The organism is Acidovorax soli (assembly GCF_014207955.1).
Classification (GTDB): Bacteria; Pseudomonadota; Gammaproteobacteria; order Burkholderiales; family Burkholderiaceae_C; genus Acidovorax; species Acidovorax soli_A.
This window is the reverse complement of the sequence record NZ_JACHLK010000004.1, coordinates 190011-212238: the sequence shown is the minus strand read 5'-3', so window position 1 is coordinate 212238 and position 22228 is coordinate 190011. Positions and strand designations below refer to the sequence as shown.

The 22228-nt window shown below is 70.0% G+C and carries 19 protein-coding genes; 11 read left to right on the top strand and 8 right to left on the bottom strand.

Annotated elements, in window-relative coordinates:
• Nucleotides 1–74: 74 nt before the first annotated feature.
• From HNP48_RS12635 to mtgA, 5 genes are read left to right on the top strand one after another with little or no spacing between them, the layout of a single operon-like run.
• Nucleotides 75–659: a pilin gene (locus HNP48_RS12635; protein WP_184857315.1), complete on the top strand. Its 585-nt coding sequence runs from the start codon at nt 75–77 to the stop codon at nt 657–659.
• Nucleotides 643–2715 (top strand): ribonuclease catalytic domain-containing protein, encoded by a 2073-nt coding sequence (locus HNP48_RS12630; RefSeq protein WP_184857313.1) that lies wholly within the window; start codon nt 643–645, stop codon nt 2713–2715. The genes HNP48_RS12635 and HNP48_RS12630 overlap by 17 nt, the downstream gene beginning before the upstream one ends.
• Nucleotides 2712–3572 (top strand): energy transducer TonB, encoded by an 861-nt coding sequence (locus HNP48_RS12625; protein WP_184857311.1) that lies wholly within the window; start codon nt 2712–2714, stop codon nt 3570–3572. The genes HNP48_RS12630 and HNP48_RS12625 overlap by 4 nt, the downstream gene beginning before the upstream one ends.
• 55 nt (nt 3573–3627) lie before the next feature.
• A complete protein-coding gene (gene aroE / locus HNP48_RS12620) occupies nt 3628–4482 on the top strand; it encodes a shikimate dehydrogenase (RefSeq protein WP_184857309.1) in 855 nt (284 codons plus the stop codon).
• A gap of 25 nt (nt 4483–4507) precedes the next feature.
• Entirely contained in the window at nt 4508–5242 is a 735-nt protein-coding gene (gene mtgA, locus HNP48_RS12615) for a monofunctional biosynthetic peptidoglycan transglycosylase (protein ID WP_184857306.1), read from the top strand.
• Here mtgA and HNP48_RS12610 read toward each other — a convergent pair.
• Nucleotides 5239–6648, bottom strand: a complete 1410-nt coding sequence (locus tag HNP48_RS12610) for a cytochrome P450 (protein WP_184857303.1) — start codon at nt 6646–6648, stop codon at nt 5239–5241. The two genes, mtgA and HNP48_RS12610, sit on opposite strands and share 4 nt — an antisense overlap.
• A gap of 75 nt (nt 6649–6723) precedes the next feature.
• Here HNP48_RS12610 and HNP48_RS12605 point away from each other — a divergent pair, with 75 nt between their 5' ends.
• Nucleotides 6724–7635, top strand: a complete 912-nt coding sequence (locus tag HNP48_RS12605) for a helix-turn-helix domain-containing protein (protein ID WP_260420215.1) — start codon at nt 6724–6726, stop codon at nt 7633–7635.
• On the opposite strand, the gene HNP48_RS12600 is transcribed toward HNP48_RS12605, so the two are convergent.
• The 4 genes from HNP48_RS12600 to HNP48_RS12585 all read right to left on the bottom strand — a co-directional run bounded on the left by HNP48_RS12600 (nt 7617) and on the right by HNP48_RS12585 (nt 11468).
• Complete coding sequence (locus HNP48_RS12600; RefSeq protein WP_184857874.1) at nt 7617–8762, bottom strand: AAA family ATPase; 1146 nt, start codon at nt 8760–8762, stop codon at nt 7617–7619. The genes HNP48_RS12605 and HNP48_RS12600 overlap by 19 nt on opposite strands.
• Before the next feature lie 44 nt (nt 8763–8806).
• Complete coding sequence (locus tag HNP48_RS12595) at nt 8807–9667, bottom strand: RNA ligase family protein (RefSeq protein WP_184857299.1); 861 nt, start codon at nt 9665–9667, stop codon at nt 8807–8809.
• A gap of 360 nt (nt 9668–10027) precedes the next feature.
• Nucleotides 10028–10504 (bottom strand): DUF3617 family protein, encoded by a 477-nt coding sequence (locus tag HNP48_RS12590; protein ID WP_184857297.1) that lies wholly within the window; start codon nt 10502–10504, stop codon nt 10028–10030.
• 49 nt (nt 10505–10553) lie between these two features.
• On the bottom strand, nt 10554–11468 hold the full coding sequence (locus HNP48_RS12585) for a LysR family transcriptional regulator (protein ID WP_184857295.1): 915 nt from the start codon (nt 11466–11468) through the stop codon (nt 10554–10556).
• 333 nt (nt 11469–11801) lie between these two features.
• On the opposite strand from HNP48_RS12585, the gene HNP48_RS12580 reads away from it, so the two are divergent.
• Nucleotides 11802–15341: an EAL domain-containing protein gene (locus HNP48_RS12580; protein WP_184857293.1), complete on the top strand. Its 3540-nt coding sequence runs from the start codon at nt 11802–11804 to the stop codon at nt 15339–15341.
• A 263-nt stretch (nt 15342–15604) separates the two neighbouring features.
• Here the strand turns inward: HNP48_RS12580 and HNP48_RS12575 are convergent, their stop codons facing one another.
• Nucleotides 15605–16606 (bottom strand): LacI family DNA-binding transcriptional regulator, encoded by a 1002-nt coding sequence (locus tag HNP48_RS12575; protein WP_184857291.1) that lies wholly within the window; start codon nt 16604–16606, stop codon nt 15605–15607.
• Nucleotides 16607–16710: 104 nt separating this feature from the next.
• On the opposite strand from HNP48_RS12575, the gene HNP48_RS12570 reads away from it, so the two are divergent.
• Genes HNP48_RS12570 through ruvC form a run of 3 tightly spaced genes read left to right on the top strand, consistent with a single transcriptional unit; the run spans nt 16711 to nt 19002 of the window.
• Complete coding sequence (locus HNP48_RS12570; RefSeq protein ID WP_184857288.1) at nt 16711–17463, top strand: 1-acyl-sn-glycerol-3-phosphate acyltransferase; 753 nt, start codon at nt 16711–16713, stop codon at nt 17461–17463.
• A gap of 1 nt (nt 17464) precedes the next feature.
• Nucleotides 17465–18457, top strand: a complete 993-nt coding sequence (locus HNP48_RS12565; RefSeq protein ID WP_184857286.1) for a phosphatidate cytidylyltransferase — start codon at nt 17465–17467, stop codon at nt 18455–18457.
• Nucleotides 18454–19002: a crossover junction endodeoxyribonuclease RuvC gene (gene ruvC, locus HNP48_RS12560; RefSeq protein ID WP_184857284.1), complete on the top strand. Its 549-nt coding sequence runs from the start codon at nt 18454–18456 to the stop codon at nt 19000–19002. Before HNP48_RS12565 ends, ruvC begins: the two co-directional genes overlap by 4 nt.
• Nucleotides 19003–19059: 57 nt before the next feature.
• Here ruvC and HNP48_RS12555 read toward each other — a convergent pair whose 3' ends face one another.
• Nucleotides 19060–19560, bottom strand: coding sequence for a CZB domain-containing protein (locus HNP48_RS12555; RefSeq protein WP_184857282.1), 501 nt, complete (start codon nt 19558–19560; stop codon nt 19060–19062).
• 201 nt (nt 19561–19761) lie between these two features.
• On the opposite strand from HNP48_RS12555, the gene HNP48_RS12550 reads away from it, so the two are divergent.
• On the top strand, nt 19762–20790 hold the full coding sequence (locus HNP48_RS12550; RefSeq protein WP_221480187.1) for an LLM class flavin-dependent oxidoreductase: 1029 nt from the start codon (nt 19762–19764) through the stop codon (nt 20788–20790).
• A 4-nt stretch (nt 20791–20794) separates the two neighbouring features.
• On the opposite strand, the gene HNP48_RS12545 is transcribed toward HNP48_RS12550, so the two are convergent.
• Entirely contained in the window at nt 20795–21916 is a 1122-nt protein-coding gene (locus HNP48_RS12545) for a serine hydrolase (RefSeq protein ID WP_184857280.1), read from the bottom strand.
• Between the last annotated feature and the right edge of the window lie 312 nt (nt 21917–22228).

The following is a 22228-nucleotide window of genomic DNA, read 5'->3' as shown; positions in this document are numbered from 1 at the left end:
GACCAGGGGGCGCCAGCCCTTATATTCCCCCTATTGGCGCTCCCCAGCAGCGCCCCTCCGGCCACACCACCGACATGACCCACCCGCAGCGCACGTTCCTTCTGCCCCGCTTTCGCCTGCAGGGCTTCACCATGATCGAGATGATGATGGTGGTTGCCGTCATCGCCGTGCTGGCCCTGATGGCCCTGCCCTCCTACCAGGACCGGGTGCTGCGCACCCAGGTCAAGGAGGGCCGGGAGATGGTGGAATTCGTCAAGCAGGCCGTAGCGGTTCACTACGCGCTCAAGAAAGCCATGCCTGCCGACAATGCCGCCGCCGGCCTGCCGCCCGAGGACCGCATCGTGGGTACCAACGTGGCCAAGGTCACCGTGGTGGGCGGCGCGGTGAACATCGTCTACGGCAACAAGGCCAACAAGGCCATCGCGGGCAAGGTCCTGACCCTGCGCCCGGCCATCGTCACCGATTTCCCGCAGGTGCCCATTTCCTGGGTCTGCGGCAAGGCCAAGGTGCCGGACAAGATGACCGCCCAGGGGGTGGATGCCACCAGTATCCCGGCCATTGCCCCCCCCTGGACTGCATGGGCCCGGCCAAGTCCTGAGCGACCGGGCGAGTGCACCGGGCGCCCATGGGACAATGCCGCCCATGCATGCATTGTTTGAAGAAGCCGGCAAGTTCATGGCCGGCCGTATCCTGTCGGAAGCCGAGAGTTCGGCCCAGGTCGAGCTCGACTCGGGCAAGCGGGTCAAGGTCAAGGCCGCCAACATCCTGTTGAAGTTCGAGAAACCCGCCCCGGCCGAGCTCGTGGCCCAGGCGCAGGCCATGGCCGAAACCATCGAGCTGGACCTGGCCTGGGAGTTCGCGCCCGAGGACGATTTCGGCTTCGCCGACCTGGCGCGCGACTATTTCTCCGAGAACGCCACGCTGGTCCAGCAGGCCGGCGCGCTGTTCCGCCTGTACGAGGCACCGCACTACTTCCGCCGCGCAGGCAAAGGCCGCTTCAAGAAGGCGCCGGCCGAGATCCTGCAGCAGGCGCTGGCCGCCATCGAGAAGAAAAAGGCCGTGCTGGCCCAGATCGACGAATGGGCCGCGGCCCTCGGCCGCGGCGAATGCCCGCAACCCATCCGCGAGCAGCTCTACAAGATCCTTTTCAAACCCGACAAGAACGCGCCCGAGTACAAGGCCGTGGTCGAGGCCAGCCGGGCCACGCACACCGCCCCGCTCGACCTGCTGCAAAAGGCCGGCGCCATCGACTCGGCCTACCAGTTCCACTGGAAGCGTTTCCTGTTCGAGAACTTCCCCAAGGGCACGGGTTTCCCCAATCTGGCCGCACCCCAGCCGCCGGACGACCTGCCCCTGGCCGACGTGCAGGCCTATTCCATCGACGATTCGCAGACCACGGAAATCGACGATGCACTGTCGGTCCAGGGCCTGGGCACCGGCACCGTGGTGCTGGGCATCCACATCGCGGCGCCCGGCCTGGCCGTGCAGCCGGGCAGCGCCATCGACCAGGTGGGCCGCACCCGCCTGTCCACGGTCTACATGCCGGGCTACAAGATCACCATGCTGCCCGACGAGGTGGTGCAGATCTACACCCTGGACGAAGGCCGGGCCAACCCGGCGGTGTCGCTGTACGTGACCATCAACGAGGACACACTAGAGATCCAGTCCACCGAAACGCGCCTGGAGCGCGTGCCGGTGGCGGCCAACCTGCGCCACGACCAGCTCGACCACATCGTGACCGAAGCCTGGCTGACCGACCCCGGCGTGCAGGTGGAGGGCACGCCGGAGGAACTGGCGGTGCGCCGCGCCGAGCTGTCCTTCCTGTTCCGCCTGGCGCAAAGCCTCAAGGCCCAGCGCGAAATCGTGCGCGGCAAGCCCGAGAACTTCAACCGCCCGGACTACAACTTCCGCCTGGTGGGCAATGACCGGGGCGAGCCCAATGGCTCGGAGACCGTGCAGATCACCACGCGCCGCCGCGGCGCGCCACTGGACCTGATCGTGGCCGAGGCCGCCATCGTGGCCAACAGCACCTGGGGCGCCTGGATGGCCGAGCTCGGCGTGCCCGGCATCTACCGCAGCCAGGCCAGCATGGCCCCGGGCGTGAAGGTGCGCATGGGCACCAAGGCGCTGCCACACGCCGGTATCGGGGTCAAGTGCTACTCGTGGGCCACCTCGCCGCTGCGCCGCTACACCGACCTGGTCAACCAGTGGCAGATCATCGCCTGCGCGCGCCATGGCAAGACGGCCGCGCTGGCCGCTCCGTTCAAGCCCAAGGACGCCGACCTGTTCTCCATCATCAGCAGCTTCGATGCGGCCTACAGCGCCTACAACGGCTACCAGGCCGGCATGGAGCGCTTCTGGACGCTGAAGTACGTGCAGCAGCACGGCCTCACCGAGCTGACCGCCACGGTCTTCAAGGAAGGCCCGGGCGGCAGCTTCCTGGTGCGGGCCGACGACATCCCGCTGGTGTTCCCGGTGCTGGGCGCGCAGAACCTGCCGCGCGGCGCACGCCTGCGCGTGAAGCTTGGCGAGATCGACGAGATCACGCTGGACATCCACGGCACGGTGCTGGAACGCCTGGACAGCGATGCCGCCGAAGCCGGTGCCGACGAGGCGGCCGAGGAAGACGAGGACACCGTGGCCGGCCCGATCGCCATTGCGGTGGATGTGAATGAAGCCGACGCGCCTGCCAGCGCTGATAATCTGACGCCGTGAAACTGCCTGCCTTCCTCCGCACCTTCAGCACGCTGCAGCTCGCGCTCGGCATCTCGATCGCCGTGCATGCGGCGCTCATCACAGTGCGCTTCATCGACCCCGAGGGCTTCAACCGCGTGTTCCAGGACACGCCGCTCGAAGTCATCCTGGTCAATGCCAAGTCCAATGAGCGGCCGGAGAAGGCCCAGGCCATCGCCCAGTCCAACCTGGCAGGCGGCGGCGATGCGGAAAAAGGCCGGGCCACCAGCCCCCTGCCCTATTCGGCGCTCACGGCCATGGGGGACGACCTCGAAGAAGCCCAGCGCAAGATGGATGCGATGCAGGAGCAGCAGACCCAGCTGCTCACGCAGTTGCGCAAGCAGCTGGCCAGCATGCCGCCCCCCGATCCGCGCAAGCCCAGCCAGAGCGCCGAGCAGTCGGCCCAGGACGAAAAGCGCCGCCAGCTGGTCAAGCTGCTGGCCGAGATCGAAAAGCGCATCAACGAAGAGAATTCGCGCCCCAAGAAGCGCTACATCAGCCCCGCCACGCGCGAAGAGGCCTACGCGATCTACTACGACGCACTGCGCCGCAAGGTCGAGGACAAGGGCACCGAAAACTTCCCCGAGCAGGCGGGCCGCAAGCTCTATGGCGAGCTGACGATGATCGTCACGGTCAACCACGATGGCCGCGTGCTCGAAACCGAGGTCGTGCAGGGTTCGGGCAATGCCACGCTGGACCGCCGGGCCGAGGCCATCGCGCGCGCCGCCGGCCCGTTCGGCACCTTCAACCAGGAAATGCGTGCCAAGGCCGACCAGATCGCCATGGTGGCGCGCTTTCGCTTCACCCGCGACCAAACCCTCGAAACCACCGTCCGGTGACCCCCCAGCGCAACGCCCTGGCGGCAGCGCCCCACCTTTGCATTCTTTGTTTGAGATGAGCCAAGCCACCGATCTGTACTGCGTGATGGGCAACCCGGTGGCGCACAGCCGCTCGCCCGCCATCCATGCGCGCTTTGCCGAACTCACCGGCGAGGTCCTGGCCTATGAACGGCGCCTGGTCGCGCTGGATGGATTTGCAGAGGGCGTGCGCGATTTCGCGGCCCAGGGCGGGCGCGGCTGCAATGTCACCGTGCCGTTCAAGACCGAGGCACCGGCCCTGGCCACGCACTGCAGCGAGCGCGTACAGCTCGCGGGCGCGGCCAATACCCTCGCCTTCCGGCCGGACGGCAGCATCCACTGCGACAACACCGATGGCCTGGGCCTGGTGGCCGACATCACGCGCAATGCGGGCGTGGCCCTGCAGGGCGCGAGCGTGCTGCTGGTCGGTGCCGGTGGCGCTGCCGCCGGCGTGCTGGGCCCGCTGCTGCAGGCCGGGGCATGCCAGGTCACCATCGCCAACCGCACCGTGGCCAAGGCCGAGGCGCTGGTGCAGTCGCACCAGGCACTGGCCGCCCACCTGGGCGCGCAGCTGGCAGCGAGCAGCCTGGACGGGGTGGCCGGCGCGTTCGACGTGGTCGTCAACGCCACGGCCAGCAGCCTGGCCGGCGACGCCGTGCCCGTGGCGGCCAGCGTGCTGCGCCCGGGCGGCCTGGCCTACGACATGATGTACGGCCCCGCGGCCCAGGGCTTCCTCGACTGGGCGGCCGCGCACGGCGCCGTGCCGCGCGATGGCCTGGGCATGCTGGTGGAGCAGGCGGCCGAGGCCTTTGCCTTCTGGCGCGGCGTGCGCCCCCCATCGGCCCAGGTGCTGGCCGAACTGCAGGCGCAACTGGCGCTGCAGGCCCACTGATCCGCCCCGAGGAAAGCACTCCACCATGAAAGCCGTGCTGCGCTGGCTGGGCCTGCTGGTGTTCGCCTTCGTGGCACTGCAGCTGTTCTTCGTGCTGCGCATCGCGGCCATGGTGGTGATGAACCCCGAATCGACGAGCTTCCAGCGCTCCGAAGCCTGGGTGCAGGTGGCCGCCAGCGGCCAGGTGCGCTGGCGCCAGGAGTGGGTGCCTTATGGCGAAATCTCCGAGCACCTGAAACGCGCCGTGATCGCCTCGGAAGACGATGGCTTTGCCAACCACGACGGTGTGGACTGGGTCGCCATCGAAAAGGCCTGGGAGCGCAACGCCAAGGCCGAAGCGCAAGCGGCCAAGACCCAGGCCCGCGCCCCCGACCGCCCGCAGCGCGCACCCAAGATCCGCGGCGGCTCCACCATCACCCAGCAGTTGGCCAAGAACCTGCTGCTCTCGGGCGAGCGCACGCTCTTGCGCAAGGGCCAGGAGTTCGTGCTCACGCTGCTGCTGGAGCAGTTGCTGAGCAAAGAGCGCATCCTGGAAATCTACCTCAACAGCGTGGAATGGGGCGAAGGCGTGTTCGGCGCCGAGGCCGCAGCCCAGCACTACTTCCGCAAGAGCGCGAGCCGCCTGGGCCCCAGCGAGGCCGCCCGCCTGGCCGTGATGCTGCCCGCGCCCAAGCGCTTCGAGAAGACGCCAGGGTCTGCCTACCTGGCGGGGCGCACGCGCACCATTCTGGCGCGCATGAACAGCGCGGAATTGCCCTAGCTGCGCCGGCGCAGCCGCAGCGCGATGGGTTGCTGCGGCCGCAGGGTCACATGCAGCTGGGGCTGCAGCGGCGCAGCCCCCTCGGGCACCTGCAGGGTGTAGCGCTGCAACAGCATGGCCGCCAGCAACTGCATCTCCAGCATCGCAAAGTGCTGGCCGATGCACACGCGCGGGCCCAGGCCGAAGGGCATGAACGCGCCGCGCGGCAGCTCGGGCGCACCTCCCAGAAAACGCTCAGGCCGAAAGCACTCGGGCTCGGCGAACCAGCGCGCGTCGCGGTGCAGCACCCAGGGCGTGATGCGCAGCAGCGCCCCCCGGGGCACGGCCACGCCGCCCAGGGTGATGGGCGCGGTGGTGCGCCGGCTCATCACGGCGGCCACGGGCGGGTACAGGCGCATGGCCTCCTTGAGCGTGGCAGTGAGCCAGGACAGTTGCGCCATGTCCTGCGGCCCCGGCACGCGGCCCTGCAGCGCCGTATCGACTTCGGCCTGGGCGCGCTGCGCGGCTTCGGGGTGCCCGGCCATGAGCCGGCTCCACCACAGCAGGGCCGTGGCGCTGGTCTCGTGCCCGGCCTGGAAGCTCACCATGCACTGGTCGAACACCTCCTGTGCCGACAAGGCTTCGCCCGTCGCCTCGTCGCGCAGGTCCAGCAGCATCTGCAGCAGGTCGGTGCGCGGCGCCGACTCCCGTGCCTGTGCATGCCGCTGGTCGATGTGGCGCTGCACCAGCGCGCGCAGCAGCCTCAGCGCGCGGCGCTTGGCGGCCTTGCCGGGCAAGGGCAACCAGTCGGGCAGGGAAAAGGGCATGAACATGTCCGAGAACGCCGTGGCCGACAGGACCTGGGTGGCCCAGGCGGCATCGCGCGCATCGTCCTGCGCCGACGCGCCGAACAGGGTGCGCAGGATCACGTCCATCGCCACGCCCGACCACAGCCCGTCCATGGGCACCAGGGCGTCGGGCTGGCCCGGGGGAACGGCGCCATCGAGTGCGCGGCAGGCGGCCTCGGCCATCAGCTGGGCATAGCCCGCCACCCGCTTGGGTGTGAAGGCCGGCATCAGCATGCGGCGCTGGCGCTGCCAGGTGGCGTGCTCGGTCACCAGCACGCTCTGGCCGAAGGCCTGCTCGAAGACCTCGATGCCGCGCTCCCAGCGCACCAGGTGCTCGGCATGGGTGACCAGGGCTTCGCGCACCAGCTCGGGCGAGAGCAGGTCCCAGGCATCCTCGTAGCCCAGGCGCATGCGTGTGAGGTCGCCATGCTCGCGCTGCAGCCGCGTGACGAAGCCCAGGTAGTCGGCGCGCATGGCGCGCAGCAGCGGCATGCCCCACCAGCGTGACACCGGGCCCGATGGCTGAGGGACCGCAGGGGCGGCAGCGTGTGCAGGATCGGTGGAGAGCGTCGTGTTCATGCCGGCATGGTGGTACGGCCCGCCCCCCGCGTATTGAACGTTTGCGACATGGCCGCTGGCCTACACTCGCGCCCCATGGCCTTTCTCGCCACCTCTCCCACCCGGCACCCCGAGGGACTGATCCCCTCGGGCCAGCTGTGGCTGCCGCACGCCAGCCTGTCGGCCTGCCTGCGCGCCACCATCGTGCGCAGCACGCTGGGCCATGCGCTCAGCGATACCCAGCGCATCAACCGCTTTCCCGCCACGCCGCTGTGCAGCCTGAGCTGGTGGTTCACCGGCCGCAGCGAGCGCCTGGTCCCCGGGCGGCCCGACACCATGCCGGGCCTGGACAGCCCGCGCGAGCCCTACGCGGGGCGCTGGGTGCTGGCGGGCCCGCAGACCCGGCCCTCGACCAGTTGGTGCCCCGAGCCCACCCACGCCATGATGGTGATGTTCATGCCCGACGCGCTGCACCTGCTCACGGGCCTGGCCCCCGAGGACCTGACCGACCGCACGGTGGACGCCGCCACGCTGCTGCCGCGCGACTGGCTGGCCATGTGCGAGGCCGTGCAGCACCAGGCGGGCGATGCGGCGCGCATGGAGTGCCTGGAGCAGTTTCTGCTGCCGCGCTGGCAGGCCTGCCGGCCCGGCCCCGCCACGGCATCGCAGCGCTATGGCGACTGGGCGGCCCACCTGGCGCAGCGCGCAGCCCTGTCGGCACCCGGCCGCAGCCTGCGCCAGCTGGAGCGGCGCATCAAGCGCTGGGCCGGCCTGCCGCTGCGCGAGCTGCGCGGCTTCGGCCGGGCCGAGCAGGCCTTCTTCGACACCATCGCGGCGGACGCGGCCGCATCGCCCGTGCGCTGGGCCGAGGTGGCGGCGGGCGCAGGCTTTTCCGACCAATCGCACATGTGCCGCGTCACGCGCCGCATCACGGGCTACGCGCCGCAGGCGCTGTACGAGGGCATCCGCAGCGACGAGGCCTTCTGGGCCTACCGCATCTGGGTGTAAGCCACCCGGTGTGCCTCGGTCGGCAGCGGCACCTCCCAGCGCAGCAGCATCTCCAGCAAGCGCTTGTTCGGCAGCGAGCTGTCGCGCCGCTGGTTGCGCGCCAGCAGCGCTGCGCGCGGCTGCTCCAGGTACACGATCTCCACCTCGGCGTGGTAGGCCAGGCACAGGTCCAGCGTCTTGGACCGCATCTGGTCGGACAGGTGCGTGGCATTCCACACGAAGGGGGCGTGCGCACGCAGCAGGGCCTTGGCCTGGTCCACCGCATGGTGGGCCACCAGGCCTTCGTTCTTGCCGTGGCGCAGGCCCAGCTGGGCGCGCGCATCGTCGAACGACACCACGGGCAGCCGGGGGTGGTGGGTAGCGACCCAGGTGTCCTTGCCCGAGGCCGGCAGGCCGCACATCACCAGCACGCGCGAGCCCGGCTCCTGGTGCAGCGCGTAGTCGGGGTGCACATTGGCGCCGCGGAAGTAGCTGAGCGCCGTGTGCGCGTCGGCAAAGGCGCGCGGCTGGCGGTAGCACTGCTCCTCACGCGCCAGTTCGCGGAACAGCTCGATGGCATCGAGCGTGCGCTGCGGCTCGGGGCAGATGCGCCCGCGCATGTCCGCCTCGGCCAGCATCGCCAGCAGGTGCAGGTCCACCTGCCAGGACAACTGGCGCACGGTGAACTCGGGTGAGGCGCCCTTGCGCGAGGTCTCCAGCGCGAAGAAGGGTACCTGGTGCACGGCAATGAGGCGGCAGATGGCCTCGCGCACGGCCAGTGGCGCGCCCGCATCCCACAGCGCGATGCGCGCGTCGATCGCGCCCTTGCGCGAGTGGCCGGGCTGCGCAATGCGGCCCGTGGCCTCGTCCACCACGGTGGTGCTGCACTTGGCCACGTCGTGCAGCAGCGCGGCGAGGAACACCACCTCCTGGTCGGCCTGCGCGAGCGCCGCGTAGTCTGCGCTGTCCAGCAGGCAGCGCAGCACCATGGCCGTGTGGGTCCACACGTCCCCTTCCGCATGGAACACGGGGTCCTGCGGCGTCGTTGCGGCCAGCCGCAGTTGCGGGAAGGCCTCCAGGCAGGCGGCCAGATCGGGCGTGCCGCCTGCGGCAGGGACCAGGCCCTGCACGTCTTTCCATTGGAACATCGCCATGAAATTCTCCTTGGGCGGGACCGGGCCCGCCATGGGGTTCAGAGCCGGCCGCCGCCCGCGATGGGCCAGCGCTTGTCGACCTCGGGGGCGAACAGGTCCACACCGGCACGCAGGCGGTTGGGAACCACCGGGCGCTCGCTGTGGTGCGACTGCGAATCCAGGATGGTCTGGATAAAGTCCGGCCGCACGAGCTTGAAGCGCCCCACGGTGCGGCCGCCCTCCTCCACCTTGATGTACAGGCCCTCGGCCAGCTCGGACCGGTCGGTCTGCTGCCAGCACAGGGCCACGTCCAGCCCCTGGCGCGCCACCTCGTCCTCGAACGCCGTGCGCCACTGCGTGGTGCGCGCGAGCGAGGGGCCCACCAGGGCCTGCAGTGCCTGCATGCGCCGCGGCGCCAGCCCGGCATAGAGCACCGGCACCGACACCACGGGCACACCGGCCAGCAGCGCATGGCGTGCGGGCGTGTCGAGGAACACCTCTGCCTGGCGGTCCCAGATGTCGAACTCGCAGAACAGGTGCGGCAGCGCGTCGTAGTAGACCGAGTGCTTGGCGTGCATGAACTCGCCGTACACCACATAGCGGTCTTCCAGCACGTCGAGCAGCCGGCCCTCGTGCGCACGGGCCCATTGCTTGAACAGGTTGAACTGGCGTTCACGCCCGCCCAGGCGGTCCACGTCGAGGTAGTGGCCGCGCGACTGCAGCAGCAATTGGCCGGCGGCGTCGAAGCTCAGGCCGGCGTTGGCAGCATCAAGCTTTTCCTCCACCACGAGGGTCTTGCCCAGCAGCTCGGCATAGGGCACGGGATCGCCCTTGTCGCCGGGCTGGTAGCGGGAGCCCTGCAGATGGGGCGTACGGGGGTATTTCGCGAGTTCGCGGTTGTGCAAAAGCGATTGCGTCATGGAAGTCTCCGGCAGGCAGGGAACCAGGCAGAAAAAGGCCTGGGACAGGGGCCGAAGACGACGCAGGCGGTCAGCGGGGGACCGGGGGTGGCGTGATCAAGTCAGGAGGTTCGGGAAACCCGCGCCGATGGGACGGCCGTGGGGGAACGCGCTGGCTTGTCTGCATGCCCACACGAGCGGCATAACCCGGGGCTTGAGGCCGCGGGCTTCGTGTGGCGTGTCGTTCAGCAGGAACGGGGGGTGCGGGGCATGTCGGTCTCGCAAAGGTGAGGTTTTTGGAAGAGGGCGAATGCTACGGGCGTGCGCCGATGTTTTCAAGCGGGGCGCGTGATCCTGGTGTTTCCGCGCCACAGCCGGGCATCACGGCTTGCCTGCGTCGCAGGCACCGAGCCGCTGCATGCGGACTTCCGCCTCCACGTCGCTCGCACCCGGCGCCTTGTCTTCCATTGCCAGGCGGCTCCTGGAGACCATCTGCTCCGCCGAGGCCTCGACAGACACCCGCATCTGCGCCTTGCGGCCATCCTTTTCCCGGCACTGCAGGTTCCAGGAGGCCACGGCACCAGACCGCGTTTCGTCCGACACCGTGCAGCGACTGCCGTTCGATTCGTACGAGGCCTTGCTCGCTGCCGCGCTGACGAAGGGCAGCTTGCGCAGATCGGCCTCGGACATGCAACGCTGCTGCGCGGGCTCGGCCCAGGGCTTTGGCTCGCCCGTCACGGGATCCGCCAGGAAGGCCGTGAAGCGGCGCTCCCAGAGCCCCGGCACCGGCTCGGCCGCGACCGGCCCCACCAACAGCGCAAGCAGTGCGAGGACGAGGGGCCGCTGAAGGGTGGTCATGGATGGAGGGGGTGGAAGATCGGTGCACCCAGCATACCGCGCCTGCCGCTCACAGGGCCTTGGCCGCCTGGTGCAGGCAGTCGATGAACAGCCGGGCGGCCGGGGTGAGGGCCTGGCGGTCGCGGATCACCACGCAGACGCGGGCGGCCGGCAGGGGCTCGGCGACCGCAAGCGCCACCAGCCCGCGGCTGGCGCCCGCGTCCAGGAACAGGCGCGAGGAGACCACGCCCACGGCATCGGTGGCCCGCAGCAGCGACAGGGCAATCGACACGGAGTGGCAGTAGATGATGTCCCGCGGCGGCGGCGTCTGGCACTGCGCGAACAGCAGGTCCAGGACCTCCATGCCATAGCCCGGCGCCAGCCACAGGGCCTGGGCCAGCTCGGCGATGGAGCGCGCACCCGCCAGCGGGTGCCCGGTGCGCACGGCCAGCACGGCGGGGATGGCAAAGAGCAGCTCCCGCTCCAGGGCGTCCTGGTGCGGCACGTGCGGCACATCGGCCTGCGCGAGCACGGCAAAGTCGTACTCCCCCTCCCTCCACCCGTCCAGGCGGGTGGGCCAGGTCATTTCGCGCAGCTCCAGCACCACGTCGGGGCGCTGCGCGCGGAAGTCGCTCAGGGCCTGCGGCAGCACGCTGCTGGCGGCCGCACTCAGCGCAATGCGCAGCCGCCCGCCCAGGCCCCCACCCATCTGTTCGAGCTCGGCCTGGGCGCTCTGCGCCTCGTGCAGGATGCGCTGGGTGCGCAGCAGCAGGGCTTCGCCGGGCGCGGTCAGGCGCACACCCTTGGCGCTGCGCACGAACAGATCGACGCCCAGGCCCTGCTCCAGCTCGCGCACGGCGTGCGTGACGGCGGGCTGGGTCAGGCCCAGCCGGCGCGCCGCGGCACGGATGCCGCCGCTCTCCGCCACGGAGCGGAAGACGCCCAGTTGGCGCAGATTAAATCGGATCGGGGAATCGGTCGCCATACCACTCCAGTACCCGTGTATCGGCCCCAGCAACAGCTCTGGTGATCAAATCTTTTGATCACCCACCGAAGAATCTTGTCTTTTCAATGGTGATTCATTTGCTTACATTCTCAGCCCAAGTGCCTTTGCGGACCAATAGCGCGCGTGTACCGGCCTCCTCCACCCATTCAACTTTCTTGTCCCTGCAGCAGCGGCCCCAGGCCGGATCGGTGGCCAGGCCCATGAACATCCCGACACCCAGGCCCTGCGCGGTAGAGTGGGGAGCGCCCGAACGGCGGCAGGCACCCGGCACTGCCGCCGTCCGAGCCCCCCATCCACGGTAAAGAGGACACCATGGGCCTGCTCCCCGACGACCCGCTGCGGCATGCCGGCCAGGATGCCACCGCCCCTGCCCGCCTGGTGCGCCTGCAGCAGGAGATGCTGGCGCTGGACCTGGGCCTACCCCTGGCCGACGTGCTCGCCCGCATGACTGGCTGGGCGCGCACCCTGACCGATGCGGCGGGATGCGCTCTCTACCTGCGCGAAGACGGCGGCGGGTTCGTCTGCCGCGCGGTCGGCGGAGCCATTGCGGCGGCCGTGGGCGATGCCCTGGCCGGGCCCGGCGGAGACCAGGCACCTGCGGCCATGCCCCAGACCGACGGGGCTCTGCTGAGGGCCCCGCTGCGCACCGCCACCGGAGTGCTCGGCTGGGTCTGCGTGGCGGCCGGCCCGCACGGCGCCTTCGGCGCGCAGGCGCTGGCCGAGCTTCAGGTCCTGGGGGAATCGTTTGCCGCCACCCTGGTGCGCCACGGCAGCACCGCGCAGTGGCGGGCCGCGGGGGAGCAGTACCGGCTGCTGTTCGACCACAACCCCTTTCCCATGTGGGTGTCGGACCTGCGCTCGCGCCAGATCCTGGCCGTGAACCAGGCGGCGGTGCTGCACTATGGCTACAGCGAGCAGGAATTCCTCGCCATGGACGTGCGCGACCTGTGGCTGCCCGAGGACCGCCCGGAGTGGGAAAAGACGCTGCGCAGCACGGAGGAGGTGCAGAAGGTCACCGGCATCAAGCGGCGCCACCGGCGCAAGGACGGCTCGGTCATCGACACCGAGATCTCGGCCGACCTGGTCGATTTCAATGGCCGGCGTGCGCGCCTGGTGCTCGCCAGCGACGTGAGCCTGCGCGTGCGCGCCGAGCGCGAACTGGCGCGAGCCAGCCGCGCGCAGCGCATGCTGAGCGCCTGCAACGAGGTGCAGATCCGTGCCGGCACCGAGCAGGCCCTGATCGAGGAGGTCTGCCGCATCACGGTGGAGATCGGCGGCTACGGCATGGCCTGGGCCGGGTGGCTGCGCGGCGGCAGCCTGCAGCTGGCGGCCCAGGTGGGCGACGACAGCGGTCTGCTCACGGCCCTGGAAGGCGCCTGGAGCGACCCGGCGCACGCGGCCTTGCGGCACACCCTGGAGCAGGCGCTGGCCAGCGGGCAACTGGCGGTGGCCGAAAACCTCGCGGGCCAGCCGGCACCCGAGCCCTGGGCGCGCTTGGCACTGGCGCACGGTTTTCAGGGTGCGGCCTTTCTGCCGCTGGGCCGCGCCGGGGGCGCGCTGGGCCTGCTGGGCCTGTGCACCCGGGAGCCGCTGGTGATCGGGGCCGAAGAGGCCAAGCTGCTGCAGGACCTGGCCAACGACCTGGCGTTCGGCATCGAAGGCCTGCGCGCCCAGGCCCGCCAGCAGGCCCTGCAATCGGCGGTGGCCCGGGTCGCCGCCGCAGTCTCCGCCGGCACGGGGACGGCGTTTTTCGAGCAGCTGGTGCGCAGCAGCACCGAGACCCTCGGGGCCTACGGGGGCTTTGTGGCACGCCTGCATGCAGGCGGCGACGGCGAACCGGCGCAGGCCCGCACGCTGGCGGCGGTGGCGCTGGGCCAGTCCGTCGCCGACTTCGACTTCGCCCTCGACGGGTCGCCGCTGGCACCGGCCCCAGAGGAAACGCATGGCACCGTACAAGGTACTGCGGTGGAGCAGTTTGCGGCCCGGGTGCTGCCGGGGCTGCCGTCCCATACCTGCATCTGGCGCCGGCTCGACAGCGCCTCAGGCCGCCCGCTGGGCGCGATGGCCCTGCTGTTCGACAGCAGCCGCGAGCTCGATGCCATGATGGCCTCCACGCTGCACATCTTCGCGACGCGCGCGGCGGCCGAGATCGAGCGCCAGGAGGCCGATGCCCAGATCCGCGACCAGGCCTCGCTGCTGGACAAGGCCCAGGACGCCATCATCGTGCGCAGCCTCGAAGACCGCGTGCTGTTCTGGAACCGCAGCGCCGAGCGCCTGTATGGCTGGACACCCCAGGAGGCCATGGGCCGGTCGATCTCGCACCTGCTCCACGACGATGCCCAGGCCTACCAGCAGGCGATCCGCCATGTGCTGGCCCTCGGGGAATGGAGCGGTGAGTTCACCCAGCACCGCAAGGATGGCAGCAGCCTCACAGTGGAGGCGCACTGGACGCTGGTGCGCGACGCGCAGGGCACGCCGCGCTCCATCCTGGCGATCAACACCGACATCACGCAGCGCAAGGTGACCGAGCTGCAGATCCAGAAGCTGGCCTTCTTCGACCCGTTGACCGGCCTGCCCAACCGCATCCGGCTGGTCGACCGGCTGCAGCATGCGCTGGCCACAGGGGCACGCAACGGCCGTGGCGGCGCCCTGCTGTTCATCGACCTGGACAACTTCAAGACGCTGAACGACACGCTCGGGCATGACAAGGGCGACCTGCTGCTGCAGCAGGTCGCCACGCGCCTGAAGGCCTGCGTGCGCGAGAGCGATACGGTGGCACGCCTGGGCGGTGACGAGTTCGTCGTGATGCTGGAGCAGCTCAGCGGGAGCGCGAACGAGACGGCCCTGCAAAGCCGCACCGTGGCGGAGAACGTGCTGGGCGCGCTGAACCAGCCATTCGACCTGATGGGCTATGAGCACCGCGGCACCTGCAGCATCGGCATCGCCCCCTTCGTCCAGACCGAGGAGGTGGGCGAGCTGCTCAAGCGCGCGGACCTGGCCATGTACCAGGCCAAGACCGCGGGCCGCAACACCCTGCGCTTCTTCGACCCGGACATGCAGCAGGCCGTGACGGCCCGCGCCGCGCTGGAAAGCGACCTGCGCCAGGCGCTCGCGCAAGACGAGTTCCTGCTGCACTGGCAGCCCCAGGTCGACAGCCAGGGCGAGATGCTGGGCGTCGAAGCCCTGCTGCGCTGGAAGCACCCGCAGCGCGGCATGGTGTCGCCGGCGGTGTTCATCCCGCTGGCCGAGGAGACGGGCACCATCCTCCCGCTGGGGCGCTGGGTGCTGGAGACCGCGTGCGCGCAGATCGCCGCCTGGGCGGCCCGGCCCGAGACCGCCGGGCTCACCGTGGCCGTCAATGTCAGCGTGCTGCAGTTCCGCCACCCCGACTTCGTCGACCAGGTGCTGGCCGAGCTCGACAAGGCCGGCGCCAACCCGCGCCGGCTCAAGCTCGAACTCACCGAAAGCCTGCTGGTCAGCGACATGGAGGAGACCGTCACCAAGATGGCCGCGCTCAAGCGCCGCGGCGTCTGCTTTTCGCTCGACGATTTCGGCACCGGGTACTCCTCGCTCTACTACCTCAAGCGGCTGCCGCTCGACCAGCTCAAGATCGACCAGTCCTTCGTGCGCGACCTGCTGAGCGACCCCAACGACGCTGCCATCGTGCGCACCATCGTGGCCCTGGCCCAAAGCCTGGGGCTGCATGTCATCGCCGAAGGCGTGGAGAACGAGAGCCAGCAGCAGTTCCTGGCGGAGCATGGCTGCCACGCCTACCAGGGCTATCTGTTCAGCCGGCCCCTGGCGGCCGAGCAGCTCCAGGCCTTTCTGGAGGCTCGTACACACGCGGCATGAGGCGCCCGGCCGTATCGGCGATCCATTGCGATGCCTGAAACTGGCACTGCCAAGGCCAGTGCCCCGCGCAAGGGCCGCCCCGCCGCGGAGGCGGCGTATCCAGCGCTTGCGCTGGGGGCGTCCCCCTCCCGACTCGCGCAGCGAGTCGAGAGAGGGGCTGAGGGCCGCGGCTCCAAGCCTGCCTGCGCAGGCTTGGACGTGCCCGAAGAGCCACCGCCTCTGGCGGTGGCACCGAGGCGCGAAGCGACTCATGGGGTGCTCACTCAGGCGCTGGCGCGCGAGACGATCTCGAAGCCGATGTCCAGAATCGGCTGCTCGATCGCGCGGCCTTCCGCACGGTCGTCGATGAACTGCGCCGCCGTGCGGCCGATGCGCGTGCCGTCGATGCGCACCGTGGTCAGGGCCGGCTGCAGGCTGGCGGCGAACTCCAGGTCACCCAGGCCCACGACGGCCAGTTGCCCAGGCACCGACAGGCCGCGCGCCTGGGCCTCGATCAGTACGCCCAGGGCCAGCATGTCGGAGCTGCAGAACACGGCATCGGTGCCGGGATGGCTGGCCAGCGCCTCCCCCAGCCCGCTGCGCCCCGAGCCCAGCGTGGTGGGCGCCGGCACCAGCACTGCGGGCACCTCGGCCGCCAGGCCGAGCTCGCGCGCCGCGCGCCGGAAACCGCCCATGCGCAGGCGCGCCCGGTCGTCGTTGGCACCCAGCAGCAAGGGATGCCGGTAGCCGCGCTGGTGCAGGAAATGGCAGACGGATTCGCCGATGCGCTCGTGGGAGAAGCCCACCAGCATGTCGATGGGGGTGGGCGTCAGGTCCCAGGTCTCGACCACCGGAATGCCCGCCGCCTGGAGCTGGCGCCGGCCTTCCACCGAATGCATGATGCCGGTCAGCACGATGCCATCGGGCCGGCGCCGGATGATGGCATCGAGCAGCGCGTCCTCGCGCGAGGCGTCGTAGCCGCTCTGGCCGATCATCAGCTGGTAGCCGCGCTCGTCCAGCGCCTGGTTCAGCGCGCGCACGGTTTCCTGGAACACCGGCCCCGTCAGCGTGGGCAGCACCGCGGCCACCAGGCGGGCGCGCGAGGAGCGCAGGCCGCCCGCCATGCCGTTGGGGACGAACCCGGTCTGGCTGACCACCTCGCGCACCTTGAGCAACGTGGCAGGGGCCACCCGCTCGGGGTGGTTGAGCGCGCGCGACACCGTCATGGCGGAGACACCCGCCAGGCGGGCGACGTCGTGGACGGTGAAGGCGGGGGGCTTTTTCATGGGGTGGCGTGGGCCCGGATGATACTGGCGTGCCGCAGCCAGGGTCCAGCGGTAGCCCCGGCGACCCGGCAGGGGCGCACAGGTTCACCCGTATCATGCGCGCCATGCTTGCCAAGTTGATGAGTCTTCTCCTGCTGGGAATAGTGCGGTTCCTCACCGGCTCCCAGGCCCGCTGGTATGGTTGCCCGCCCAAGGCGGAGCAGCGCATCTACTTTGCCAACCACCAGAGCCATGCCGACATGGTGCTGATCTGGGCGGCCCTGCCCGAGGAATTGCGCAGCATCACGCGCCCGATCGCCGCCAAGGACTACTGGACCAAGACGCCGTTTCGCCAGTGGATCACCACGGCCGTGTTCAATGCGGTCTATGTGGACCGCCAGGCCACGCCGGCACGCCCAGCCTCGGTGGAGCCCGCCCCTGGCGCCACCGCCCTGCCCGAGGCCGAAACCGCCTCGGCCGGCGGGCCGGACCCGTCGCCCGAGGCCCCGCCCAGGAAGCCCACGCCCGAGGAACTGCGCGCCGCGCTGCCCGAAAGCGACCCGCTCGCGCCGCTCGTGAAGGCGCTGCAGAGCGGCGACTCCATCGTGATCTTCCCCGAGGGCACGCGCGGCCATGGCGAGGAGCCCCAGGCCTTCAAGTCGGGCCTGTACAAGCTGGCGCAGATGTTCCCGCAGGTGGTGCTGGTGCCGGCCTGGATCAACAACGTGCAGCGCGTGATGCCCAAGGGCGAAGTCGTGCCCGTGCCCATCCTGTGCTCGGTGACCTTCGGCGCACCGATCGAGCTGGCACCCGACGAGGAGCGCCGCCCCTTCCTGGACCGCGCGCGCCGCGCCGTCATCGCCCTGAGGGAAGTGTGAGATGAACAACTTCCTTCGCAGCCTCACCGCCACCCAGCAGATCGGTGCCCTGTTCCTCGTGGTGTTCGGCATCCTGTCGATCACCACTATCTGGGCCTATGTGCGCATGCTGCGCGAGCAGCATGCCGACGACCCCATGGCCGAAGCCGATGCCCTGGAGGCCAAGCGCTTCTGGGGCCTGCTCAAGACCTCCTGGGCCATGGCCACGGTGTTCTGGATCGGCTGGGCCCTGGGCGACACCGTGGCCACGGTGCTGTTCGCCATCGTGGGCTTCTTCGCGCTGCGCGAGTTCATCACGCTCTCGCCCACGCGCCGCGGCGACCACCGCAGCCTGGTGCTGGCCTTCTTCGTGGTGCTGCCGCTGCAGTTCTGGATCGTGGGCAGCCGGCATTTCGACCTGTTCACGGTGTTCATCCCGGTCTATGTGTTCCTGGCCCTGCCTGTGGTGAGCGCGCTGGCCAACGACCCGCAGCGCTTCCTGGAGCGCAATGCCAAGCTGCAGTGGGGCATCATGGTCTGCGTCTACGGCATGAGCCATGTGCCGGCGCTGCTGCTGCTCGACTTCCCGGGCTACCAGGACAAGGGCGCCTTCCTGGTGTTCTTCCTGGTCTTCGTGGTGCAGACCTGCATGGTCGTACAGCACCTGCTGGGCCGGCGTTTTCCGCACAAGCCCGTGGCGCCGCAGGTGAGCCAGAGCTTCCAGTGGGTGAGCTGGCTGGCCGGCGTGGCCGTGGGCGGCCTGGTGGGCGCGCTGCTGAGCTTCATCACCCCGTTCAAGCCCGGCCAGGCACTGGGCATGGCCCTGCTGGCCTGCGTGGCCGGCAGCCTGGGCCACCTGGTGATGAAGGCGCTCAAGCGCGACCGCGGCATCACCAGCTGGGGCATGCAGGGCATGTCGGTCACCGGGGCCGGCGGCCTGCTCGACCGGGTCGATGCCCTGTGCTTCGCAGCGCCGGTGTTCTTCCACTCCGTGCGCTGGTACTTCGGGCTATGAGGATTCTGGGCATCGACCCCGGCCTGCAGACCACGGGCTTCGGCGTGGTCGACGTGGACGGCCACCGGCTGAGCTACGTGGCCAGCGGCACCATCCGCACCACCAGCCTGGCGCTGGGCGACCTGCCCGGGCGCCTGCGCATGCTGTTCGACGGCATCACCGAGGTGGTGGCGCGCTACGAGCCCGACACCTCGTCGGTCGAGATCGTCTTCGTCAACGTGAACCCGCAGTCCACGCTGCTGCTGGGCCAGGCGCGCGGCGCCTGCATCACGGCCCTGGTGGCCAGCGACCTGCCGGTGGCCGAATACACCGCGCTGCAGATGAAGAAGGCCGTGGTCGGCCATGGCCGGGCCACCAAGCCCCAGGTGCAGGAGATGGTGCGCCGCCTGCTCTCCCTGCCCGGCCTGCCGGGCACCGACGCCGCCGACGGCCTGGGGATGGCCATCACCCATGCCCATGCGGGGGCGGCCATGGCCCGCATGGGCGAGGCCGGCACGCTGCAAAGGCGCCAGCACGCCATGTACAAGGGCGGCAGAAGTTACTGAAGGTCCAGGGCCGTGTCATCAATCATTTTGCGGGGGTGAAATGATGGATGACACACCCTAGGACGCAGGTCCTGCGCTGCCCAATCCGCGCTTGAGCTCCTTGAGCAAGAGCAGCACCTGGTTGGACGCATGGCGGCAGCTGCTGTTGAGCATTTGCACGGCCTGGGGCCTTTGCCCCGCCTGGAACAGGGTCACCACGTTGGCGGCCTGCTGGTGGAAATACTTGTGCCGCGCCACCAGCATGCTGAAGGCGGGGTAGTGGCCCAAGCGCACGCGGCCCGTTCCATACAGCCAGCGGCCCAGGTCGCAGCGGTCGTCCTGGCAGACGCGCTCGGGGCGCATCACTTCGCTGCTCACTCCGTTGACCATGTCCTGCAGTTGCAGGCGCCAGCGCTCATGGCTGGCAATGGCCGCATCGATGTCGATCTCGGTCATGAGCATGGTGGCGTACTCGGCATCGAGCACCAGTTCGCTGCCGTTGTCTTCCATGGCCCAGGTGGTGTCCGGGCTGGTCGGGTCTTGCTCCCGCATCTTGAACAGTCGGCTGAAGAAACCCATTTTCCATCCCGCTTTTTTGGTGTGCGGCAGGCCCCTGCGCCTGAGAGGTCACGCCATTTGAAACATTCTGTGTAGCGTTTTGCGTTTTGGCTACCAAAAAATGGCATACCCCTGTCGGCATGTGCACTGCAGCCCTGCTGCCAGCCTCGGCTCTCGGCCCCGGTGCAAGCAGCGCCGGCCGGGCCGCACCACAATGGGCACATGACTGAACCTGTTTCCCCCCGTACCGCCCTGTCCATGCTGGACCTGGTGGCCGTCCGCGATGGCGGCACCGTGGCCGATGCCCTGCAGATCGCGCTGCGCACCGCCCAGCATGCCGAAAAGCTCGGTTTTGCGCGCTACTGGCTGGCCGAGCACCACAACATGGCCGGCATCGCCAGCTCGGCCACGGCCGTGCTGGTGGGGCACATCGCGGGCGGCACCTCGCGCATCCGCGTGGGCTCGGGCGGGGTGATGCTGCCCAACCATGCGCCGCTGGTCGTGGCCGAGGCCTTCGGCACCCTGGCCGAGCTCTACCCCGGCCGCATCGACCTGGGCCTGGGCCGCGCGCCCGGCACCGACCCGGCCACCATGCGCGCGCTGCGCCGCAGCCGCGTGGAGACCGCCGACGATTTTCCGCAGGACGTGGCCGAGCTGCAGCGCCTGCTGGCGGCCCCCGAGCCCGGCCAGCGCCTGGTGGCCACGCCCGGGGCCGGCACCAATGTGCCGATCTGGCTGCTGGGTTCGAGCCTGTTCTCGGCGCAGTTGGCGGCCGAGCGCGGCCTGCCCTATGCCTTTGCCTCGCATTTCGCGCCACGCCTGCTGCACCAGGCCATCGACCTGTACCGCAACCTGTACCGCCCCTCGGCGGCCTGGCCCAAGCCCTACCTGGCCATCGGCGTGCCGCTGATCGCGGCGCCCACCGATGAGGAAGCCGAGTTCCTGGCCAGCAGCACCTACCAGCGCGTGCTGGGCATCCTCACCGGCGACCGGCGCCTGCTGCTGCCGCCTGTGGAGAACTTCGCGGCGCGCCTGCAGCCGCAGGAGCGCGCCGCCATCGGCGACTTCCTGGCTGCGGCCGTGATCGGCGGCCCCGAGACGGTGCAGGCCGGTTTGGCCGACCTGGTGCGCGAGACCGGCGCCAACGAGCTGATGCTGGTGAGCGACGTGTACGACCCCGCCCTGCGCCTGCGCTCGCTGGAAATTGCAGCCCAGGCCCACGCGGCGCTGCAGGCCACGGTGCCGGCTTGACCCTTCAGCGCGGCCCCTGCAGGGCCCGCGCCACCGGTATGGCCACCTCCATGTAGGTGGCCTCCAGGTCCGGCGCATTGCGCGCCGCGACCACCGTCAGCCGGCGCACGGGGTCGTAAACAATGGCGCACGAATAGCCCGCCGTGGAGCCCCCGTGGCCCAGGAACACCGTGCCGTCGGGCAACTGGTGGCGCATGACCCCCAGGCCATAGGCGTAGGTGAGGTCGCCAATGGGCTCGGCCGGCACAAAACGCAGCATCTGCGCCAGGGTGCCGGGCTGCCGGTAGAGCTCACCGCCGAACAGCGCGGCGGCAAAGCGCGCCAGGTCGGCCGTGCTCGTCACCAGGGCATGGCCGCCCGCCGCCCCAGCCATCGAGGGAGAGATGCGGCTGACGTCGCGCAGGCCTTCGCCGTGGATCGGCTGGTAGCCATGGGCGAAGGGCGCGGGCATCTCCAGGTCCGCCGGCTCGGGCAGCGACGAATCCGCCAGGCCCAGGCGCGTGAGCAGGCGCTCGCGCACCTGGCTGCGCCAGCTCTTCCCCGTGGCCTCCTCGATGACCAGGCCGAGCAGGATGTAGTTGGTGTTGGCATAGGCATGCGTGCCGGGTGCGCTCTGGCCTTCCTGCAGGGCCATGTCCAGGTACTCCTGTTCGCTGCGCAGCCGCTCCGGGTGGGCCAGCACATCGGCATCGTGGGCCTCGCTGGAGGCGGTGTCGCCCAGGCCGCTGGTGTGGTTCAGCAGATGTTCGAGGGTGATGGCACGGCGGTGCGCGAAGCCGGTGGTGCGCGCGGCCGGCAGCAACTGGTCGAGCGGCGTGCCAAGTGCGAGCCGCCCCTCCTCGACCAGTTGCAGCACCACCGTGGCAACCATGAGCTTGAGCACGCTGCCGGCGCGAAAGCGGTCTTCGGGCCGCATGGGGGTGGCAGGGTCCATGGCCCCCAGGCCCGCCGCGTAGCGGGTGACCTGCCCCGAGGCGTCGCGCACCGCCACCAGCGCGCCAGGTGGCGTGGTCGCGGGCACGGCACGCTCCAGCAGGGCCTGAACCGCGGCCTGCTCGCGGGGCGGTGCGTCGCCGCCCCCGCCGCAGGCGGACAGCAGGGCCCCGGCCAGCAGCAGGGCGGTCATGGAAAGGGGCATGGTTCGGACAAGGCGCACAGCGGTGGCTCCATGGGTGGTTGAAAACCCGCGCATGCTAGGCAGGGCTTCCTTTGCGCCAGCTTTGCCCGCCTCGCATAAGCTGTGGTCCGACCTAAGAACGTGTTTACGATCTTTACGGGGCCGCGTTGGGGAGCAATCGGGATGAGTGGATGCTTCGGGTGCGCCGCATGGGCCCATGCCCATGCAAGCAGCCGGGGCGTCCAATCGCCCGATTTCGCCCCAACCCTTCGGGCAAGTGCCTTGCCGGGCGGTCTGCGGCGTTGCGGCGCTTGCGCGGCC

Excerpts from the sequence above, each read along its gene's own strand:
- HNP48_RS12635 (WP_184857315.1), top strand. The coding sequence starts at position 75 with ATGACCCACCCGCAGCGCACGTTCCTTCTGCCCCGCTTTCGCCTGCAG.
- HNP48_RS12630 (WP_184857313.1), top strand. The coding sequence starts at position 643 with ATGCATGCATTGTTTGAAGAAGCCGGCAAGTTCATGGCCGGCCGTATC.
- aroE (WP_184857309.1), top strand. The coding sequence starts at position 3,628 with ATGAGCCAAGCCACCGATCTGTACTGCGTGATGGGCAACCCGGTGGCG.
- mtgA (WP_184857306.1), top strand. The coding sequence starts at position 4,508 with ATGAAAGCCGTGCTGCGCTGGCTGGGCCTGCTGGTGTTCGCCTTCGTG.
- HNP48_RS12610 (WP_184857303.1), bottom strand. The coding sequence starts at position 6,648 with ATGAACACGACGCTCTCCACCGATCCTGCACACGCTGCCGCCCCTGCG.
- HNP48_RS12605 (WP_260420215.1), top strand. The coding sequence starts at position 6,724 with ATGGCCTTTCTCGCCACCTCTCCCACCCGGCACCCCGAGGGACTGATC.
- HNP48_RS12600 (WP_184857874.1), bottom strand. The coding sequence starts at position 8,762 with ATGTTCCAATGGAAAGACGTGCAGGGCCTGGTCCCTGCCGCAGGCGGC.
- HNP48_RS12595 (WP_184857299.1), bottom strand. The coding sequence starts at position 9,667 with ATGACGCAATCGCTTTTGCACAACCGCGAACTCGCGAAATACCCCCGT.
- HNP48_RS12590 (WP_184857297.1), bottom strand. The coding sequence starts at position 10,504 with ATGACCACCCTTCAGCGGCCCCTCGTCCTCGCACTGCTTGCGCTGTTG.
- HNP48_RS12585 (WP_184857295.1), bottom strand. The coding sequence starts at position 11,468 with ATGGCGACCGATTCCCCGATCCGATTTAATCTGCGCCAACTGGGCGTC.
- HNP48_RS12580 (WP_184857293.1), top strand. The coding sequence starts at position 11,802 with ATGGGCCTGCTCCCCGACGACCCGCTGCGGCATGCCGGCCAGGATGCC.
- HNP48_RS12575 (WP_184857291.1), bottom strand. The coding sequence starts at position 16,606 with ATGAAAAAGCCCCCCGCCTTCACCGTCCACGACGTCGCCCGCCTGGCG.
- HNP48_RS12570 (WP_184857288.1), top strand. The coding sequence starts at position 16,711 with ATGCTTGCCAAGTTGATGAGTCTTCTCCTGCTGGGAATAGTGCGGTTC.
- HNP48_RS12565 (WP_184857286.1), top strand. The coding sequence starts at position 17,465 with ATGAACAACTTCCTTCGCAGCCTCACCGCCACCCAGCAGATCGGTGCC.
- ruvC (WP_184857284.1), top strand. The coding sequence starts at position 18,454 with ATGAGGATTCTGGGCATCGACCCCGGCCTGCAGACCACGGGCTTCGGC.
- HNP48_RS12555 (WP_184857282.1), bottom strand. The coding sequence starts at position 19,560 with ATGGGTTTCTTCAGCCGACTGTTCAAGATGCGGGAGCAAGACCCGACC.
- HNP48_RS12550 (WP_221480187.1), top strand. The coding sequence starts at position 19,762 with ATGACTGAACCTGTTTCCCCCCGTACCGCCCTGTCCATGCTGGACCTG.
- HNP48_RS12545 (WP_184857280.1), bottom strand. The coding sequence starts at position 21,916 with ATGACCGCCCTGCTGCTGGCCGGGGCCCTGCTGTCCGCCTGCGGCGGG.